This window comes from Treponema porcinum (assembly GCF_900167145.1).
In the GTDB taxonomy this organism is placed as follows: domain Bacteria; phylum Spirochaetota; class Spirochaetia; order Treponematales; family Treponemataceae; genus Treponema_D; species Treponema_D porcinum.
In genome coordinates, this window is the sequence record NZ_FUWG01000009.1 from 41,700 (window position 1) to 59,234 (window position 17,535).

The window sequence follows — 17,535 nt, forward strand, 5'->3', positions numbered from 1 at the left end:
ATAGGTTACCTGCTGGAACCTGATTTCTGGTCGGCATCCATCTTATCTTTCCAGACAAGAGCCTTTTTCTTGATTTCTTCTGCCGTTTTTGCATCATTTAATGCAAGCGCAAGTTTATGGCGCGCAAGCAGGAATTTTATGCCGTTACGCATATCGTCAATCCGCCGTGTAGAAAGTTCATATTTATCGCGGTAACCGGAAGCTGATGCATCAAGAAGTTTTATAAGCATACGAATATATAAAACCACTGTTTCATAATCTTCGTTATTTGGATCAAAATATGCCTTTGCAGCCTTGCGCATATCAAGGCAGTTCTTTGCAACAACGGCAAACCTTCCTTTCAGTTCAATAAAAGACCATTTCCATTTACTGTTATCGCCGAAAGCATCTTCCAGAAGCGTAATTGCAAGACCAAGCTTTCTTATAAGGTAGAAACGCTTTGCAACAGGATAGTCTGCAATCTGCTCATAATTCTTTGCAAGGTCAACATACGGAATATCAATAATATTCGTAACAAGTTCCTCTAAATAAATTATAGCCTTGTATAAAATTTTTCGGGCATCATTCAGCGCATCGTTATTTTTCACTTCAAGGATTTTCAAGGAAATGCTGTTCTGCGCCATATACAGTGAAGCAACATAAATCATATCTTCGCACAGCATCAGTTTTTTATAAGGAGCTTCCTTTCCGCCGCCGGCAATGGCATTAAGAACTGTTTTTTCTTTGCTCAAAATAGCAGTGATTTTTGACTGATATGGTTTTATTGCATCAGCGAATTCCAGTCTTGTTACTTCAGAAATCTTTGCCATATAATCTCCTGTAAAAAGTCAATAAGGATTTTTTTTTATTTCCAATCTAACTTTTTAAGCACATTCACAGTGAAATAAGAATGTGCAGTTGATTAAAGTCTGCAACGCAAACTTTTTGCAGATAAAAGCCCGACATTCTGACGGCATTTATCTTACACCCATATTGTTTTATCAGCTGTGTATCAGTGCGCTTTTTGAAGCATTGCACGAGCATGTTCAAGAGATTCCTGAGTATCAGAATCACCGGAAAGCATACGTGCAATCTCTGCAACGCGCTGCTCGCCCTCTACATACTGAACGGAAGACGCTGTTTTTCCGCCTTCAACAGCTTTTCTAATCTTTATTTGATTATCGGCATAAACTGCAATGCTCGCGAGATGCGTTATACAGAAAATCTGACGATTTACGGCAAGAGCTTTCATATGCCTGCCGAGAGCAGCGGCAATTTCTCCGCCGATACCGGTATCAATTTCATCAAAGACAAGCGTTTCTACCGGGTCAATCTGCGCAAAAATCGTTTTTATCGCAAGCATAACGCGTGAAAGTTCGCCGCCGCTGGCAATTTTTGCAAGCGGAAGGAGCGGAGAACCGACATTCGAAGCAATAAGAAATTCCACATTGTCCATTCCGTACGGTCCGCACTTCTGCTCAATATCCGTGCCGGGCTTTTCGTTTATGCTGACGGCAAAACGCGCACCTTTCATACCGAGCGCAGAAAGAATTGCCTCTACCTCGCCGGAAAGCGTATCTCCGGCAGCACGGCGTTTTTCAGAGATTTTTTTTGCGGCAATATACGCCTGTTTTTCAAGAGCTGTAATTTCTGCCCGAAGCGAATCTTTGTCCTGACCGCCTGCACTAAGCTGTTCAAGCTTGCGTTTTGCATCTTCGTAGTAATCAAAAACTTCCTGAAGCGGCGCACTTTGGGAAGACGCATACTTTTTCTTAAGGTTATAAATTAAAGAAAGGCGCTCCTGAACTTCAGACAGGTGAACCGGGTCATACACAAGTTTCTGCGAATAGGAAAAAAATTCTTCTGAAATGTCAGAAAGTTCATAAAAGGCAGACTCCAGACGAGAATCAAGCTGATTTAATGTTCTGTCAAATGAAGAAGCCTGCTGACTTTCACGCCGCGCCTTTTTTAAAAGAGGAATAATTCCCGACTCTCCGCCATCAAGCAGCGTTTTTACGGATTCAATGCCGGCGTACAGTTTTTCAAAGGAAGAAAGCCTGCTTTCTTCAGCCTCAAGCGACTCGTCTTCACCGGGAGAAAGTTTTGCCTCTTCAATTTCATTGACTGCAAACGTATACATATCAATGTTATGCGCACGTTCCGCATCAGAAAAATCAAGCTGCGCAAGAAGCTTGCGCTTTTCTACAATCGCCGTATACAAACCAGTAAACGCAGAAACTTCTTCCGTAATTCCAGCGCGGGCATCAAGAAATTTCCGGTGTTCGGGAACGCGCATAAGCGACTGATGGTCGTGCTGACCGTGAATGTCAACAAGAAATGCAGAAAAATCGGCAAGGTCAGTACGCGTTACAGGAACTGCACCAATCCAGGCGCCGGACTTTCCGGTATCACGCACAAAGCGCCTTAGAAGAATTCTGTCGTTTTCCGGCTCAATTCCGTGTTCAGAAAGCCATTCAGAAGCAGCTCCTTTCTGAGGAATGACAAACGTTCCGCAAACGCTTGCCTCGTGACAGCCTGCGCGTATCTGGGAAATTTCCGCCTTTCCACCCAACAAAAAAGAAACGGCACCTATTATAATAGATTTTCCTGCACCAGTTTCGCCGGAAAGAACGGTAAATCCCTTTGAAAATTCAATATGTTCAGATTCGATTATCGCAAAATCTTTTATAGTAAGATCTTCAAGCATGAGGACCTCCCGACCAGTTTAATTTTGAGCGAAGCGCTCCGTAGAATTTATTAGTTGTACAGCCGACAAGCTTTACTTTTTCCTGAAGCCTGCGGATTTTTATGCAGTCGCCTTCGTGAAGGTCAAACGGTTTTTGCCCGTCAATTGTAATAATCACGTCATTTTCTCTGGACGGCAGAATCGTTATTCCGACTTCCCCTCTCGGACTGAGAACAAGAGGCCTAGACGAAAGGGAGAAAGAATTTATAGGCGTAAGGACAAGCGCATCAAGTTCCGGGTCAATGATAGGACCTCCTGCAGAAGCCGAATATGCCGTTGAACCGGTAGCCGTACTGATAATGATGCCGTCTGCCTTAAACGTTCCGAGCGGCACGTCGTTATATGACACAGTAAACATAATTGTCCGCGCGGCAGTCTTTGCGCAAATTACAACATCATTCAGCCCTATTCCTGAAAAAGGCTCTGACTGACGCGTTGAAACAAGCGCCGCATTCAGCATATTGCGCTCATCCACTTCGGATTTTCCTGCAAGGAACAAGTCAAGTTCTTTCTGCCATTCATTTTTCTGAATGCTTGCAATAAATCCGAATTCTCCAAGATTTACAGGAAACACAGGAATTTTATTTTTTACGCATCCGCGCGCCGCAAAAAGAACGGTTCCGTCACCGCCGAGCGTTATTACAAAGTCAAATCCTGTAAACGGATTTTCCGTACTGAAACCGTCAAAACAAAATACAAATGATTCTATTGATTTTGCGGCAAGATACGACTGTATCATCCTGCCCAAATTCTGAGATTCATCTTTATGTGTATTAACGACTATCAGGCATTTCTTCATATTACCAGCTATAAATAAGGTTACGGCAGCGTACCGAGCACTTTTACAATTTTTGCAATATTAGAGTGCGAAAGGCGCGGATACAGAGGAAACAGCGCACATCGCAGAAAAAGCGATTTTGCACGTATGCAGCTGTCCTCAAGAAGTTCCTGTTTCAGTGCAATTACAGAATCTTCGTATGCCGGAACAATCTCGATGTCTTTTTTTGCCGCATACTGCTTTACATCCTTAAAAGCACTTGTAAGGACAAGCGGGAACGATGACATCGTAGACGTATAATCAAGAGCAGCATTCTGTTTTTCAGAACCGTCCTCACCTTTCTGAACTTCAGGCGCAAGAAGTTCCCCGGTATTGTTGGAACGGGAGAACAGTTTATGCCTTCCTGACATACAGGCGCGTTTATACAGCGCAAAAATTTCTTTACGAGCCGTTTCGTTTCGCGGAAATTCCTTAAGCTGAACAAGCCCCAGTGCACAGTTTATATCAGGAAGCTGCTCTACAGAAGGGATTTCATCAACAAATTTTTTAAGTACAATCCATTCGCGCCGAGAAGGAGCCATAATAACGGCACCTCCGCCGGCAGTAATAACGTCACGTTCTTCAAGTCCGAGAATTGAATACACCCCGAACGAGCCTGCTTTCTGAGGTTCAGCAGCTTCCCCTTTTTCATCAACGGAAGGAACAAGAGCGCCGGCGCTTCTGGAAATGTCTTCTATCACCGGAATGTCAAGCGCCATAATCGATTCCATATCAGGGAGAATTCCCATTGATTCGTGAAGCAGCAAAAGCCTTCCGCCGTGATTTATGCCGCGCTGTACAATTTCTGCATTTACAAGACCTGTAGCTTCATCAACGTCAAGTACAAGCGGAACATAGCCTAAATCTTCCACCGCCTGATAATGCCACGAAGGAGCAAGCGCAGAAATCATTATCGTTCCGCCCTGCTCAAAATCAATTGCCCTGAGCGCAAGTTTCAGTGCAGACTGCGGACTTCTAAGGGCAGCAGCACCGTCGCAGCCGAAAAACTGCTTAACCTGCTGAATAAAACGCGCATTCAGTTCACCAGGTCCGATTTTTTCATCAACCATACACGTAAGTACGGCATCCATTTCTTTTCGTCTAATTGTTGTGCTATATGTGTGTATCATTTCTACTGAATTTCAATAATTTTCTGGAGTTCTTTAGATTCAAATAATTTCTGAGTGTTCAGGATTATCAGATATGAATCTTCCTCCCTTACTACGCCGGAAATATATTCAGAACCGATACCTCCCATCATCTGCGGCGGCTCCTGCACATCGCTCTGGTTCACCGTAACAACACGAGAAACTTTATCTATAATAATTCCGATTTTTGTTCCCTGAATGTTCAGAATAATAAAACCACTTTCAAGTTCATCAAGTTCTACATCTCCGTTTTCAGTTCCTATGTGAAAACGGCGGTGCAAGTCTATGATTGGAATAATCTCGCTGCGAAGATTTAAAATACCGACCATATAATACGGCGCGTTCGGAATTGCACGGATAGTCTGTAACTTTACAATTTCCTTAACGTCCATAATATTTACTCCGTACAATTCCTCTCCAAGACGGAACGTTACCAACTGAAACTGAGAATCTTCTGCCATACGTATCTCCCATTAGAAAGACATCAGAAACGCACACGGGCGTTCTGCTATGTTAGTGCCGGAATCATATTTCATCTATAAATAAACATCCGGTTTTATAAGAATACACCGAAATGTACTGTTTTGCAATCGTTCAAAGTCCGTATTGCGCGAATCATCATTACAGCCGCCAGAACGGACTAACTGTCCACCGTAAAAAGCGATACTGCAAGCACATTTTTTGCACCGGCAGACTTCAGGACAGACGCACAGCTTTCTACAGTTGCTCCGGTCGTAATGACGTCATCAAGAAGGCAGACAGTATCAGGAACGGAAAAAATACCATCTTTCATACAATATGATTTTCCGACAGTCTCAATGCGCCCTGTCCTTGCAAGCGTTTTCTGTTCGGTGACAGACCGTCGCTCAAGAATACGGAGAACGGTAAAGCCGTACTCATATTCAAGAAATTCCGAAAGTTCCTGAACCTGATCCCATCCTTCGCGCCGTATTTTCCCAGGGCGTGGCGGTACGGGAATAACGGCAAAATCCGGAAAATAATTACTCAGTTCCCGAAGCCTTGATGCGAGTTTCCCTGCAAAAAACGGCGACAGCTGCCTTTCTTCCTGCATTTTCCAGCGGCACAAAAGGTCAATGTTCCACAGGCGGTATGAAAAAAGCGGAAAAACGCCGTCCGTATGCTGAAGGACAGACGATTTCCGGCACTCCGTACAGATTTCATTTTCGGAAACAAGCCTTTTTCCGCACACCCGGCAAATTCCGAAAGAGATTGTTCTCACCGAAAAATACGTCTTTTCGCATTTTTCACACACAGGAACTACGCGGCACGACGCTTCGCACACCGCACAGTTCTGACCGTTACCCAAAATCGCTGCCACAAGCCGCAGAATGTAAATCAACTGCTGCCACAGTACAAAAATATATTTTTTCACATAATATATATCGCGGCGTTTTGTAAAAAAAGGCAGTTTTTGCAGAAAAAATTTACAAAAAAAGCAAAAAAATCTATCTTCCGCTAAGCGCTTTTTTCCAGCGCGCAACAAGCTGAAGCGCAGAAATCGGCGTCATATTATCTGTATCGGCGGAAAGAATTTCATCAAGGATAATCTCCTCGTCGCTGAACAGTCCCGGCGCGCAGGGTGACGGAACTGTCTGATTTTGCAAAACAGTTTTTTCCTCATACTCAGGAACTGAATCAAGGACAGGTTTGTTTTCCGCCACAGACTGTATATGTTCAAGAATGACGTTTGCGCGGTCAATGACTGCCTGCGGAATGCCGGCAAGCCGGGCAACGTGAATTCCATAAGAGTTTTCCGAAGCGCCAGTCTTTATTTTTCGGAGAAAAGTTATTTTTCCGCCCTGTTCCGCAACGTCCATACATAAAAGTTCCATATTCGGATGCTCAATGCGCGTAAGTTCGTGATAATGCGTTGCAAACAGAGTCCTGCACCGGACTGTATTCAAAAGATATTCAGATACAGCCCAGGCGATTGAAAGACCGTCCTCCGTGCTTGTACCTCTTCCAACTTCATCCATAATTACAAGCGAACGGTCAGTTGCAGAGCGCAGGATATTCGCCGTTTCAGTCATTTCCACCAAAAAAGTAGACTCTCCGCGGGCAAGATTATCGCTTGCACCTACGCGGCAGAAAATCCTGTCTGCAATTCCGATTTCAGCCGTTTTTGCAGGAACAAACGAACCTATTTGGGCAAGAAGCGAAATCAGCGCATTCTGCCGCAGATACGTACTTTTTCCTGCCATATTCGGTCCTGTAATCAGTCCGAATGACGGCTTTTCGTCATCATCTGCGCTTATGCATAAATCATTCGGAACAAACTCGCCCTTAGGAAGATGATTTTCCACAACAGGATGGCGTGCCGCAGTCACATAAAAACGCCTGTCTTCCGTTATTACAGGACGCACCCAGCCGTGAATGCACGCAGCCTGCGCAAAAGAACACGCCGCATCGGTACAGGCGATTTCAGCAGCTGTCTGCATAAGATACGGAACGTAATCGTGGAGTTTTGTGCGGACTTCAAGGAACAAATCGCGTTCCAGTTCCAGAATACGCGTTCCAGCCTCGTTCAGTTCGTGCTCAAGTTCCTGAAGGCGCGCAGTAGTATAGCGGTCGCCGTTTACAAGAGCGCGGCGCATAATAAAATTCTCAGGAACGGAAGAGAGCTTCCCCTTGCTTACTTCTATAAAATAGCCGAACGCGTTTGTATATTTTATGCGGAGCGTAGAAATCCCCGTCCTTTCACGTTCCTCCGCCTCATACTCAGAAAGAATTTTATCAAAATTGTCGTGAACGTCCCGCCAGTGATCAAGTTCCTCAGACCAGCCGGTTCTTATAATTCCGCCTTCCGTAAGGGCAGTTGAAGGCTCGTCCATAATCGCATTCTGAATTAAATCTATTATTTCAACGGCTTTCTGCGCGTCGATTTCGGCAAAATCGTATTCGGAAAGTTCCTCGCGCACCGTAAGCCAGGCAACAAGACTTGAACGGAGCGCCTGAAGATCCTTTGCGTGCGCCCTGTCCATTGCAATTCGTCCGGCAAGACGCTCGACGTCAAGGACAGATGCAAGATTTTTCCGGACGTGTTCCATCAAAGTGCGGTTATCTACGAACAGGGAAACATGATTTTGCCGCGCCTCAATTTTTCCCTTGTCAGTAAGCGGATACAAAAGCCACTGACGTATCATTCGGTTTCCCATCGCCGTTTCGGCATAATTTACGCATTCAAGAAGCGTAAACTGGTTTGAAGAATCGCGCAAATTTTCCACAATCTCAAGATTTCTGCGTGAAGAATCATCAATTATCAGATACTGGCTGTCGTGATATGTTTTTATGCCGCTTACGTGCGGAACGGGAGAATTCGTAGTTTTTTCAAGATAATCAAGAAGAAAACCTGCTGCAGGAACTTCACAAGACGTTTCCGTAAGCCCGAATGGCTGGAGCGAAGCAGTCTTAAACTGCGCGCACAGTTTTTTATAGCCAAGTTCAGCGTTAAAATCCCAGTCCGGATAATATGAAACGGACATTCCCGGATATTCTTCAAGCGCGCTTTGGACAGTTCCGTTATTTTTCAAGGATTGCGGAAGCAGCATTTCTTTAGGTGAACAGCGCCCGAGTTCCTTAGGAAACTGCTCCGTCATATCAGAAGCGTTCCAGGACGTCGCACAGAAAGAAGAAGTCGTAACGTCTATGAACGCAAAACCTGTTTTTCCCCGAAAAACGCACAGCGCGGCAAGATAATTATTCGAATTTCCTTCAAGGTATTCTGACTCAACCGCAGTTCCCGGCGTAATGGTTTCAACAACCTTTCGTTCCGTAAGTCCCTTCGCCTTAGGGTCGCCAACCTGTTCGCATATAACAATTTTTTTTCCAAGACGCAGAAGGCGCGAAATGTACACTTTCGACGCGTGATAAGGAATTCCGCACATAGGCGCAGTTCCCTTATGCGTAAGCGTTAAATTCAAAAGACGCGATACTTCTACCGCATCCTCCATAAACATTTCGTAAAAATCTCCCAGCCGGAAGAACAGGACTTCATTTTTATGCTCGCTCTTTATGCGCATATACTGCTGCATAACAGGAGTGAGCGTCATTTCATTTTCCATTATTGTAAAACCGGTGATTATAATCCTAAATCAGCAATAACCTGCTCCGTTATGTCAACAGAACTGGAATACCACAAAATCGCATTTGCCTGCTGAAGGCTCAAAATCATACTGTAGCCGCCGCTTTCTGCAATTTTTGCAAGGGAATCATACAATTTTTTATAAAAAGCATCGGAACTCTGCAATGACTTCTGAATAGACTCAAGCTCAATGTTTTTTGCGTTCGTATATTCGACAAGAAATTCAGATTTTTTGGAAATTTCAGCCTGAACGCGCTGTGCCTGTGCGTCATTGTCAGCTTTTTCATATTCAAGTTTTTTCAGCTGAAGTTTCTGAAGTTCATCTGTATATTTGTTGATTTCTTCCTGAAATTCTGCCTTCTTCTTTTCATAATTACGAACCGGCGCAGAATTACGGAAATATGCATTATAAACTTTTGCCGTATCAACAACACCGAATTTTGTAATCTGCTGTGCATACAGACCGGAACCTGCCGCCATAAAAAAAAGTACGCCAATCAGTGCAAAAAATCTCTTCTTCATAAAAACTCCTTTTAGAAAAACATATTATTTGTTTGTCATATTGAATGAAAGGACGAACTGCCATTTGCTGTCCCAGACAACATCGCCGTCCTTTACGCGGAATTTGTTTGCAAAAAGCAGGTGGAGCGGAAACTGCGGAACAAGAAATCTGAGTCCCGGTCCGAAACTGAAATAGAAATCTTCAATAGACAAATCATTGAACATCTGCTCAGGCTCTTCCTTGACTGCAACTGCATCAAAAAATCCGTCAAGTCCGATGACACCTGTAAAAATCGGAATACGAAGCTCAATCCTGTTTGAAAGCATCGCCTTTCCGCGAACGTCATTGTAAATATCCGTCCATCCGCGTCCGTTAAACATACCGTCGATATACACTTTGCTTGACGAACCGAACAGAGTTCCCGGAACAGGGAATATCGCAGAAAATCCTGTGTATGCAGCAAGAACAGCCTTAAAGTTCCAGTAACCGCCTGCAACAGGAATGTCAAACAGTTTCAGGTACGACTCAAGTTTTGTATCGGAACGGAGATAGAATTCGTGTTCAACGTCAGGAATAAGACCGTACCAGGCAAGCCTCTGATTTACAAACCAGCCAGTAGAAGGATCGTAGTTTATGTCGCGGTCGTCCAGAGAAATTGACGCATAGATTGAATTTTTAAGTCCGAAACGTTCTGCATATTTATTAACGCCCGAATCAATCGGAATGTACAGGTTCTGGTCATACAGGTTATCCGTAACGGTATTCGTCATACCGCCCACGACAGTAAGGATTGCAAAAGGCGGATTCCAGCGGTGACCTACAGAAGAACTTAAAGAGGCACCCCAGGACTCGTAGCCGTAGTAATAGTAATCGTCGTCAAGCGTTCCGGATGCAAGCCAGTTTGCAAGAAGCGCAGACGTATCAGAATGGAACAGGGAAAGCGACTCGCTGAACTGAATCGGCTTATTAAAAAGCCATGACTGACTGTAAGAAAAATCAACAGACTGGTCGCTGGTAGAAGCATTTACGCCGGCGGAAATAGTTTTTCCAAGTCCGCGAAGATTTGAATTCTGCCATTTGAAAAACAGAGAGATAGGAAAATCGTCAGGATCTTCAATGCCGGTAAACGTCATACCGAACTGAAGCGACGTAGTTGACTGCTCTTCAACCGTAATTACAAGGTCTACAAGGTTTGATTCCGAGCCGGAAACAGGTTCAGGAACGATGCTTGAAAAATACTGCGTATTGTACAGATTTCTCATTCCGGCCATAATTTTGTCGCGGGAAAATACATCGCCGGGCTTTACCGGAAGCTCGCGCAGGATAACGTAATCCTTAGTTTTTGTATTTCCCTTTATAATAATGTTTTCAATATGCGCGCGCGAGCGTTCTACAATAGACAGCGAATAGCCTATCGTGTGGCGCTCGGAATCTTTGTTTATCGCCGGATAAAATTCATTCGACATATAACCGTTTTCGTAATACAGATTAGTCAGATTGGAAAGACCTTCCTGAAATTTTGTCTGGTTGAAAACGTCGCCGTTCTTCAATTTTATAAACGACATCAGTTTGTCGGTGGAGAAAATCTCGTTTCCAGAAATCGTAAGTCCGCTGAACGTATACTGCTCGCCTTCCTGAATGATGAACACGAGTGACATTTCCTCGCGTGCTTTTTTTTCATTGATTGACGATTCCTGAATTACATCTACAATCCGCGCATCAGCATATCCGCGCGTCAGATAATAGGCAATTATAGTCTGTTTGTCAGTTTCAAGAGAAGCGCGCTGGAAAGCACCGTCGCGCATAAAGCCTTCTTCCTTTAGAGAGATTTTTCCTTTAAGCGTGCGCTCTGAAAAAACGGTGTTTCCGCTGAACTTTATTGACGTAATAACAGTACCAGAACCTTCTATAATGTGAAAAACAACTTTTACGCCGTCAGCATTTTCCTCTGCCGTATACGAAACGCGCACGTTGGAATAGCCCTTTTTGATGTAGAAATCGCGAAGCGCACGCTCGTCAAGAAGAATTGCCGAATCAAGAAAAACGTCGCCGGCTTTTGCAGTAACGTTGTCCTTAAGTTCGTTGTTGCGGATTTTTTTATTGCCTTTAAATTCAATTGACGAAATGACAGCGTGCTCCTTTACCGTGAACACAAGAATCATCTTGTCAGGACTTTTCGGATCGTGCTTTGCATACGGCTCGATATCTTCAAAATAACCAAGCGCATACAGGCGGTCAAGAATATCATTGTATAAAGAATCTTCAAACGGCTTTCCTATAAAACTGCCTGTAACACCGGAAACTTCAGATTTTTTTACGGAACGCAGTCCCTCAAAAGAAATCTGCGAGATTGTTTTTCCAATATACCAGTCTGAATTTTCCTGAGAAAAAGCAGAAACAGAACAGAACGCACACGCAAGGAAAACACAAGCTATTTTCCTCCATTTGCCAAAAGAAAGCATAAGAACTCCTCTATATATCAAAAAGAAAACTTCCAGGAAAGTGTAACAGACGTTGAACCGACAAGCCTGCTGTTCATAAGCGCATCAATATCAGGAGCCATATTCCATCTAATGTTAGCAAGCGGCGATTCCATTTCAAGACCGATTTCCGGCTGAAAAACAAGACCGCCTGCAGTTGTTCTATCATCAACACGCGTTTCATCATAAGACCAATGCAGCAGCGCATCGGCATATAACGCACTTCCAAAGTATTTACCAATATAAACAGTCGAATTATCCAAATAGTTACCGATTTCCTGAGAATTCTTCCCGGAATCAGATTTACTTGAAGAAAGACTAAGCTTCAGTGCATTCTGCAGCACGGAAGTCCTGATTGATAATATATCAAAATTAAAGAAATCACGCAACTTGTTTTCTATATTACGCCCGACAGTTGACTGGATTGCGTAATCGCCAGTTGCAAGCAGAAATCCGCTGATATTGTCGGAATCACCCACTGCAATCTGTCCCAGCATCTGGCTTATCTCCGTTTCGGATTTTGCAGGGATAGAGGAAATCTGCGGATTAAGGTCGAACAGGTACTGGTTCACTGCAGAAAGAATAAGGCGGACATCGTTACCGTTCTCATCCTTTTCACGAGTTTCTGCCGTAAGCGTAACAAGCGGATTAAAGGTAGTATCATTTTTATTAAAACGCATTACACCGTTTTTCAGGTAGAAGTTCCGGCTAAGGTAGGCAATGTCGCCGGAACGAAGCGCAATCTCGCCGTCAATCTGCACGATTGATTCTTCCATATCATACTTGAACTTAAACTGCGAGTTAGGAGTAAAAACAGCGCGCAGAAGCGGATCAAAGCGGAAGATACAGTGCTGGAGCAGCGTTATATTCAGGTCGGAACGGACGTAGAATGAACGGTTTGAAGGCGCACTCGTCGTTGCAATCTGCTTTGTTTTTGCGCGGGCGTTCGTGTTTTTTACGAGAATGTCGCCGGAAACGTCAAGGTAGTGGTCGGCATATACAATATCAAGATTGACCGATGCATCGCCCTCAATTTCTGCAAGGCGGATATTAAAGTCTGCCGGAACAAAGCCCTTCTCCGGCGTGCGAACCTTTGCTTCCAGCCGGTCGAATGACCATCGGTCAAGATAAACGACAGCACTTCCGAAAACAGGATAATTATTCTTTACAAGAGCCTTAAATTCCGGAACATCAAGCTGAGTGTGGTTCATTACCGCATGAATGCGCGGAACGGTAATATGCGAAGGAATAATTGTGGGAAGGGAAAAATCTACACCGTCAATTACAAATTTCCCGGTAAAATCAGGGTCTTTGCTGACGCCGCTGATTTTTGCCGCACCTTTCAGGACGCCTTTATAAACTTTAAATTTTGGTACATCAATGTACGAATAAAGTTCCCCTATATCTGCGCGCACGTCATCAAGGGAAAGCGAAATAGCCCCAGAAGAAACAGAACCGTCCAGCCGGAAGAAAACCGGCTTTCCGTCTGCAATAGTAAACTGAATGTCGCCGTTATGCGCCGCAACGCCGGAAACTCCAATCTGCTCCGAAGTAAAAACTGCTGTAGTTTCCGCAGAATGAAGGACGGTAAGTTCAAACGGGAAAGGCTTTTTTATGAACGAACCGGTTACTTCTTTGCACTGCAATGTTGCCGCAAATTCAGCCGGCACAAAAGTTCCCGGCGAAACATACGTTTCCGAAACAGAAAGTTCAAGCGGTGCGTGTACAGTATTTTTCATCACGACAGTATCAAGAACGGCGGATGCTTTTCCGGAAAACGTTGAAAGATCGAATGAAGCAGAAATCCCGGTAAAAGAAAGCTTGTTGTAGGAAAGACGCGCATTCTCCATCGCAAGCATTTTTTCTTCAACATACGCACTTCCGGCGGCAGAAACTGATTTTCCGCCTTTTGTAAAGCCCAGCGAATCAACGTTAATTCCGATATACGGATTATCAATCGTTCCCGTTGCAATGACTGTTGCCGTAAGTGCATTTTTTTCGTTCACCTCGAAAGTAAAGCGGTTCAGGTCAAAATTTTTAAGGACTGCCTGAGAGTTTACGTACATCGAATGTTTTACAAAATCACCGGAAAAAGAATCGCGCATAGGATTTGAAACGTCAACTGAAATGGAAACAGTTTCCGTTTCAGTCTTGTCATTCGCCTCAAACAAGAAACTTGCAGAATCAAATATACCGTCATTTACATTCCATAAAAGCTGGCTTTTTCCTTTTAGAGAAGAATATGAATCCGTGTATTCAATCTGATTAAGAAACGCACCGTACTTAGAAACAGTCGCAGAAGAAACAGTTAGTTTTGGAGAAAACGCATATTTTCCGCCTGCTTCCTGCGCAAAAATCCTGCTTATCATCAAATTAAGACCGTCTTCTTTTGTGTAAGAAAATCCTGTATCAACGGAAAGTGCAAGAATTGACTTAGGGAATGCGATCGGAAATTCATCCATACAGAATGCACCATCGTAACGTTCCCGACCCGACATATGCATATCGAAAGCAACGCCGTAATCACCTGTTATGCTGACCGAATTTTTACGGATGCTTCCTGAAAAATGATACGGAACCGAACCAAACTGAGCTTCAAGAAGTGCGAACGCTTCCTGCGCTTCAGGGATTTTTTCTATAAGACCGGAAAACTGCGCCATCTGTCCGCCGCTGATTACATTAAGCTGACTGACCTGCACAGACGAGTCGTTTCCGTCAAGAGAAAGGTAGACAAACTGATTGTCCTTTTTTGTATTTGCAACGACTATATAAGGAACGTTATAGGAAAAAGTTTTCAAATCGGAAGAAAAGTACGCTTCGCTGTTAAAAGCAAACGGCGAAAGAAACGCAAAAGCCGACTTCGACCTGTTTTTTCCAAAGAAAGAGGCAGCCTGCGCAACGCTGTCCAGATACATTCCGTTCACCGTCATATTTGCCTGAAGATATTTTGTGTCGGTGATGAAACTGCCGTCTATTTTTACGGATGCAGGCTCAGCCGTATCGTAGTGGGAATAGTCAGAAAGTTCGAAAGCAAAATCAACGGAATCATTTACAGGAAGAACAGTAAGCTGAAGTGCCGTAAACGCCTTTTCGTCAAGAAGCAGCTGAGGCGCAAAACAGACAAAGCCGTTTTCAAGAGGGTCAAAATACAGTTCCGTAGAAATAACGCCGCCGTTTGAAAGCGTGTAGTTATAAATCTGCGCCGCTCCGGAAAACGAACGGTTCTTTATTGAAAAATCGCCTGAAAGCGAGGCGTTGAGCGCCTTTCCTTCTGCCTCAAGCGAACGGACGGAAAAATTATCGGAATCACCCTCAACGTAAAACGAAACGGCAAGTCCTCCGTCGACAAGCTGTTTTGAAACGGATACTTCACCGCCGGAACTATAGCGCACTTCTCCAGTGCGTAAATTATATTCCGCGGCGGCTTGAATTCCAACGGAAAGTGCGCGGAGTTTTTTCATAAGGGCGGTGTCGCGTTTTACGGAGAATACGTTTCCCGGATTAAGGTTCTGCGTTTTCACCTCAAGACGCGCGTCTGCCGTATCAAAATTATACGAACCGATAATAAAGAACGGATAGGCATTCTGAATAGTCCTTATTTCCATCACCCTGTCATCATAACTTACGCGAAGGTTCAGGCGGTTAAAGCGGTAGTTTCCGTCCGTTAAGTCGGAAAAACGGATATTCAGGAGGCTGCCGTCAAACTCTTCTGCCAGAGAGCCGTCCACCGAAAAAGAAGCGGACAGCGTACGGCGCGTATCATCGTTTGAAAGAAGCGCAGAGCCGGAAGTTTTTACCAAAAGGCTGTGCGTTTCTTGAGAAAGGCTGAGCGTAAGCCGCTTGAGGAATATATCTGCAATCTGCCTTCCGGCGGAATACTGGACGTGAACGTTTTTTATAAAAACATCAAACGGCACGGACGAAATTATTTTCTCAAAATCAATGACGGAAGCTTTACCACCGCTTTCTTCACTGCCCTCTCCTCCGTTTTCCAGAGGCGTTTTTTCAGTTTTCCGCCGTTTTTCCGCAAAAAAAGCTTTCGTTTCTTCCGTTACGTCAAGGACAACGCCATCCACAGTTAAATCTTTAAGCGCGCCTTTTACATCTCCGGAAAGCAGCCTGAAAAACGAATAGCGCAGGACAGTCCGCCTTATCTCCAAAATCCTGTTTTCCCCGGAAGCATCCCTGATTTCAATTCCCTTTATGTGAATTCCTGAAAAAACTGACGGCGACAAAGACGAATAGGAAACGGAAATTCCATAAGAAGTTTCAAGCTGACGGCAGAAAGACTGTATATACCTGTCAAGAACAGAAGCCGTCTGCCTGTACACAGGATGAATGACAAGTACAGACACAAGAATGAGGACAAAAAATACAGAAAGCCCAAACAGTTCTTTTAAAGACAGTTTTTTCATTTATAAACGGCAGTTCTCTTTACAAAAGCGGTAAAAAACAGCAACAATGCAATACTATCAAATAAATCGGAATTTTTACAGGTAAAAATAATGATTATTAACAATTATATAGTATTTGAAGGAATTGACGGAGCAGGAACGACGACTCAGATAAAACTTCTTGCAGAGCGGTTTCCAAAAGAGAATGTTTTTACTACGGCAGAACCGACAGGGAGCGAAACCGGGAAATTCCTTCGCAGAATGCTGAAAGGCGAATTTTCCGTGGACGAACGAACTGCATCCTACCTGTTTGCCGCTGACCGCTGCGAACACATTTACGGAAAGTGCGGAATAATCGAACAGACGCAGAACGGAAAAACAGTGTTGAGCGACCGCTACTTTTTTTCAAGCCTGGCCTATCAGTCCGTAACCTGCGGAAAAGAATTGCCGGAACTTTTAAACAGTCCTTTTCCGCTTCCAGAACTGCTGTTTTATTTTAAAATCGACCCGGAAAAGTCGCTGAAAAGAGTTCTTTCACGTGGCGGAAATATTGAAATCTATGAAAAACTTGATTTCCAGAAAAAAACGGCAGAAGCCTATGACGAAGTGATAAAACTCTACGACGGAACGGAAAAAGGACGCGGAATGACCGTAATTACGGTGGATGCAGAAAAATCAATCGAAGAAATTGCAGAATTTATATGGAATTGCGTCAAAAATCTGCCGATACATAAAGCGTGAAAAAACGCAGGTTTCATTTTTTTATATTAACAGTTTCTCTGATCATTCTTTCCGCCGTCAATATGCAGCCGGCAAATGCTTATATGGTAAAATACAAGGAAGACTGGTACAGGCTTTATCATATCCACTATCAGCAGTATCCTGACGACTGCATTGAAAACATTTACTGGCTTGAAAAAGCCGCGCAGGCTGACTTTGCAAATCCTTTGTATGCAAACGCAAAAATCACAACCGAAAAGGAATGGGAAAAATACCGTTACCTGTTCCAGATGCACATAAACCTTAAGTTAATAGAACAGCATCTGCGGCTCGGACGAACTTACGACAAAAAAACAGCATATTTTTACGATGCGCCCTGGAAAGACGAATATTTACGAAATCTTGAAAAAACGCTCTCCTGCTACAACGCAGGACTTTACTACTGGCAGGAAGCACAGCTGTGGGCGGAAAAGGCAAACGTAAAGGACTTTACATTTCTTTTCATAACTGACGTTCAGAACTGGGAAGACGAGCGCGAGCGAATTAAAACAGGCGAACTTGACTACGGAAAAATGCTTTCCCGTGAAATAAAACGCGTAGAAGAAGTACGAGATACGTTCCTTGCAATGGAATCGAAAAGATACTAG

The 17,535-nt window shown here is 43.9% G+C and carries 12 protein-coding genes; 2 read left to right on the forward strand and 10 right to left on the reverse strand.

What is annotated here, in order from left to right; translation table 11 throughout:
• Window positions 1-5: 5 nt before the first annotated feature.
• The 10 genes from B5D55_RS06760 to B5D55_RS06805 all read right to left on the reverse strand — a co-directional run bounded on the left by B5D55_RS06760 (window position 6) and on the right by B5D55_RS06805 (window position 16,189).
• Window positions 6-809 (reverse strand): hypothetical protein, encoded by an 804-nt coding sequence (locus B5D55_RS06760; protein ID WP_078933247.1) that lies wholly within the window; start codon window positions 807-809, stop codon window positions 6-8.
• 182 nt (window positions 810-991) lie between these two features.
• Entirely contained in the window at window positions 992-2,686 is a 1,695-nt protein-coding gene (gene recN, locus B5D55_RS06765) for a DNA repair protein RecN (RefSeq protein WP_078933248.1), read from the reverse strand.
• Window positions 2,679-3,524, reverse strand: coding sequence for an NAD(+)/NADH kinase (locus tag B5D55_RS06770; protein WP_078933249.1), 846 nt, complete (start codon window positions 3,522-3,524; stop codon window positions 2,679-2,681). Before B5D55_RS06770 ends, recN begins: the two co-directional genes overlap by 8 nt.
• A gap of 20 nt (window positions 3,525-3,544) precedes the next feature.
• Complete coding sequence (locus B5D55_RS06775; protein WP_078933250.1) at window positions 3,545-4,672, reverse strand: DegT/DnrJ/EryC1/StrS family aminotransferase; 1,128 nt, start codon at window positions 4,670-4,672, stop codon at window positions 3,545-3,547.
• A gap of 2 nt (window positions 4,673-4,674) precedes the next feature.
• A complete protein-coding gene (locus tag B5D55_RS06780) occupies window positions 4,675-5,151 on the reverse strand; it encodes a chemotaxis protein CheW (protein WP_078933251.1) in 477 nt (158 codons plus the stop codon).
• A 179-nt stretch (window positions 5,152-5,330) separates the two neighbouring features.
• Window positions 5,331-6,083 carry a ComF family protein gene (locus tag B5D55_RS06785; protein WP_143593251.1) on the reverse strand — a complete coding sequence of 251 codons (753 nt, stop codon included), beginning with the start codon at window positions 6,081-6,083 and terminating at the stop codon, window positions 5,331-5,333.
• Between the two features lie 73 nt (window positions 6,084-6,156).
• On the reverse strand, window positions 6,157-8,772 hold the full coding sequence (gene mutS, locus B5D55_RS06790) for a DNA mismatch repair protein MutS (RefSeq protein WP_078933253.1): 2,616 nt from the start codon (window positions 8,770-8,772) through the stop codon (window positions 6,157-6,159).
• A gap of 17 nt (window positions 8,773-8,789) precedes the next feature.
• Complete coding sequence (locus B5D55_RS06795) at window positions 8,790-9,314, reverse strand: OmpH/Skp family outer membrane protein (protein ID WP_078933254.1); 525 nt, start codon at window positions 9,312-9,314, stop codon at window positions 8,790-8,792.
• A gap of 24 nt (window positions 9,315-9,338) precedes the next feature.
• Entirely contained in the window at window positions 9,339-11,756 is a 2,418-nt protein-coding gene (gene bamA, locus B5D55_RS06800) for an outer membrane protein assembly factor BamA (RefSeq protein ID WP_078933255.1), read from the reverse strand.
• 17 nt (window positions 11,757-11,773) lie between these two features.
• Entirely contained in the window at window positions 11,774-16,189 is a 4,416-nt protein-coding gene (locus B5D55_RS06805) for a translocation/assembly module TamB domain-containing protein (RefSeq protein WP_078933256.1), read from the reverse strand.
• A 90-nt stretch (window positions 16,190-16,279) separates the two neighbouring features.
• Here B5D55_RS06805 and tmk point away from each other — a divergent pair, with 90 nt between their 5' ends.
• Together tmk and B5D55_RS06815 are read left to right on the forward strand one after the other, a co-directional pair.
• Window positions 16,280-16,909 (forward strand): dTMP kinase, encoded by a 630-nt coding sequence (tmk, locus tag B5D55_RS06810; RefSeq protein WP_078933257.1) that lies wholly within the window; start codon window positions 16,280-16,282, stop codon window positions 16,907-16,909.
• A 62-nt stretch (window positions 16,910-16,971) separates the two neighbouring features.
• Window positions 16,972-17,535: a hypothetical protein gene (locus tag B5D55_RS06815; protein WP_234975396.1), complete on the forward strand. Its 564-nt coding sequence runs from the start codon at window positions 16,972-16,974 to the stop codon at window positions 17,533-17,535.

Coding starts and splice junctions, on each gene's coding strand:
- B5D55_RS06760 (WP_078933247.1), bottom strand. CDS start 809: ATGGCAAAGATTTCTGAAGTAACAAGACTGGAATTCGCTGATGCAATA.
- recN (WP_078933248.1), bottom strand. CDS start 2,686: ATGCTTGAAGATCTTACTATAAAAGATTTTGCGATAATCGAATCTGAA.
- B5D55_RS06770 (WP_078933249.1), bottom strand. CDS start 3,524: ATGAAGAAATGCCTGATAGTCGTTAATACACATAAAGATGAATCTCAG.
- B5D55_RS06775 (WP_078933250.1), bottom strand. CDS start 4,672: ATGATACACACATATAGCACAACAATTAGACGAAAAGAAATGGATGCC.
- B5D55_RS06780 (WP_078933251.1), bottom strand. CDS start 5,151: ATGGCAGAAGATTCTCAGTTTCAGTTGGTAACGTTCCGTCTTGGAGAG.
- mutS (WP_078933253.1), bottom strand. CDS start 8,772: ATGGAAAATGAAATGACGCTCACTCCTGTTATGCAGCAGTATATGCGC.
- B5D55_RS06795 (WP_078933254.1), bottom strand. CDS start 9,314: ATGAAGAAGAGATTTTTTGCACTGATTGGCGTACTTTTTTTTATGGCG.
- bamA (WP_078933255.1), bottom strand. CDS start 11,756: ATGCTTTCTTTTGGCAAATGGAGGAAAATAGCTTGTGTTTTCCTTGCG.
- B5D55_RS06805 (WP_078933256.1), bottom strand. CDS start 16,189: ATGAAAAAACTGTCTTTAAAAGAACTGTTTGGGCTTTCTGTATTTTTT.
- tmk (WP_078933257.1), top strand. CDS start 16,280: ATGATTATTAACAATTATATAGTATTTGAAGGAATTGACGGAGCAGGA.
- B5D55_RS06815 (WP_234975396.1), top strand. CDS start 16,972: ATGCAGCCGGCAAATGCTTATATGGTAAAATACAAGGAAGACTGGTAC.